At 42.4% G+C, this 1,629-nt stretch carries 3 protein-coding genes; 1 reads left to right on the forward strand and 2 read right to left on the reverse strand.

The genetic code is table 11. The features are described from left to right. The coding region (locus tag AC1DUA_RS36695) for a spore photoproduct lyase family protein (protein ID WP_477504416.1) at window positions 1-271 on the forward strand (271 nt) is incomplete at its 5' end. A gap of 18 nt (window positions 272-289) precedes the next feature. On the opposite strand, the gene AC1DUA_RS36700 is transcribed toward AC1DUA_RS36695, so the two are convergent. Continuing rightward, window positions 290-1,003 (reverse strand): cytochrome c biogenesis CcdA family protein, encoded by a 714-nt coding sequence (locus tag AC1DUA_RS36700; RefSeq protein WP_477504417.1) that lies wholly within the window; start codon window positions 1,001-1,003, stop codon window positions 290-292. Between the two features lies 1 nt (window position 1,004). Continuing rightward, on the reverse strand, window positions 1,005-1,629 hold a 625-nt coding region (locus AC1DUA_RS36705), incomplete at its 5' end, for a metal ABC transporter permease (RefSeq protein WP_477504418.1).

A 1,629-nucleotide genomic window follows, 5' to 3' on the forward strand; every position in this document is an offset into this window, starting at 1 on the left:
GCTCCACAAGGAGCTTCCATCCGAAGCAACGATAGACCTAACCTTTGAAATGATTCAACATCGATTTACCCGAACAGCCAAAAATGTCATCGAAAAACGATATCCCAAAACGAAACTTGAAATGGACGAAGAAAAACGAAAATACAAATGGGGCCGTTGGGGACAAGGTAAATACGTATATCCAGACGAACAAGCAAACGCGCTAAGGGAATTTATCACAGAACAAATCTTTGATAAATTCCCTCAAGCCAAAATTGAGTATTTTACTTAATTATATGCTCATTCACAATTAAAACTTCAACCAATCCGGGGTTATGGTGTTTAACCAAAGTGTGATCTGCGTCATTTTACCTGTATACAGTAAAACCGCAATCACAACCATTAAACCCCCTCCAATTTTCATGATCAGGTTGGAATAACGCAAAATCCATTTGGTCGAGCCGATAAAAAAGGAGAGTACAAAAAATGGAATTGCAAACCCTAACGAGTAGGCCGTTGTTAGCTGGAACCACGTTCCAGGCTCCGTTGTAGCCAGTGCAAGAATTGCTGATAAGATGGGACCCACACACGGAGACCATCCGGCAGCAAAACCCATTCCGACAAGCACCGAACCGATATATCCCGCGGGACGAAACTTTATTTGCAGCTTGCGTTCTTTCATTAACCACTGCGGTTGGAAAACACCAAGCAGGAATAATCCCATGATAAAAATCAACAGCGCAGCAATTTGCCGAAGCAAATCACGATAATCAATGAAGAAATTACCTAAAAATCCTGCCGTTAAGCCTAACGCATAAAAAATAATTGAAAATCCAATGATAAAACTTAGCGTATGCAGCATTGTTTGCCTGCGCACCTGAGAGGATGTCTCACCCGATTTCAATTCACTTACTGAGATTCCTGTTATGTAGGAAAGATAAGAAGGATATAATGGCAAACAGCATGGCGAAATGAAGGATGCAATCCCCGCCCATAAAGCAATCCATAAATTAACAGAGTCCATGTTAAATCCTCAATCCTCTTTTTAAAATGATCCCGATCAACATTGCAATGAGTGTAAGCACAACGGTCCCACCCGGAGCGAGATCCCAAACGCCAGCAACAATCAGCCCAATGACAACCGCAATTTCCGAAAAAATAACAGCCAAAATAACGGAGTGTTTGAAGCTTCTTGCGATTAGCAAACTACATGCGACTGGAATCGTAAGCAAGGACGAAACAAGCAATGCGCCTACAATCTTGATGGCAACCGAAATAACGAGTGCAGTAAGCATCGTAATCATCATATTATAATATTTAAGCGGAAGTCCACTTACGCTAGCTGCATCCTCATCAAAAAACATGAGAAAGAACTCTTTGAAATGAACAGCAATGACCCCGACAACAAGAACGGATACACCGAGAACAACCCATAGATCTTGTCGATCCAGCGTATAGATGCTTCCAAACAAATAGCTCATGACATTCATGTTAAAGCCTTTGCCTAGTGTAAAAAGAATCGTAGCTAGCGCGACGCCGCCTGACATAATGATGGCGATAGAGAGCTCTGCATACGTCTTATAGGCTTTGCGCAGACGTTCAATGGCGAACGAAGCTAACAAAGCAAAGACAAGCCCTACGCCCAATGGG

The sequence above is a fragment of the Paenibacillus sp. 01T422 genome, from assembly GCF_056398785.1.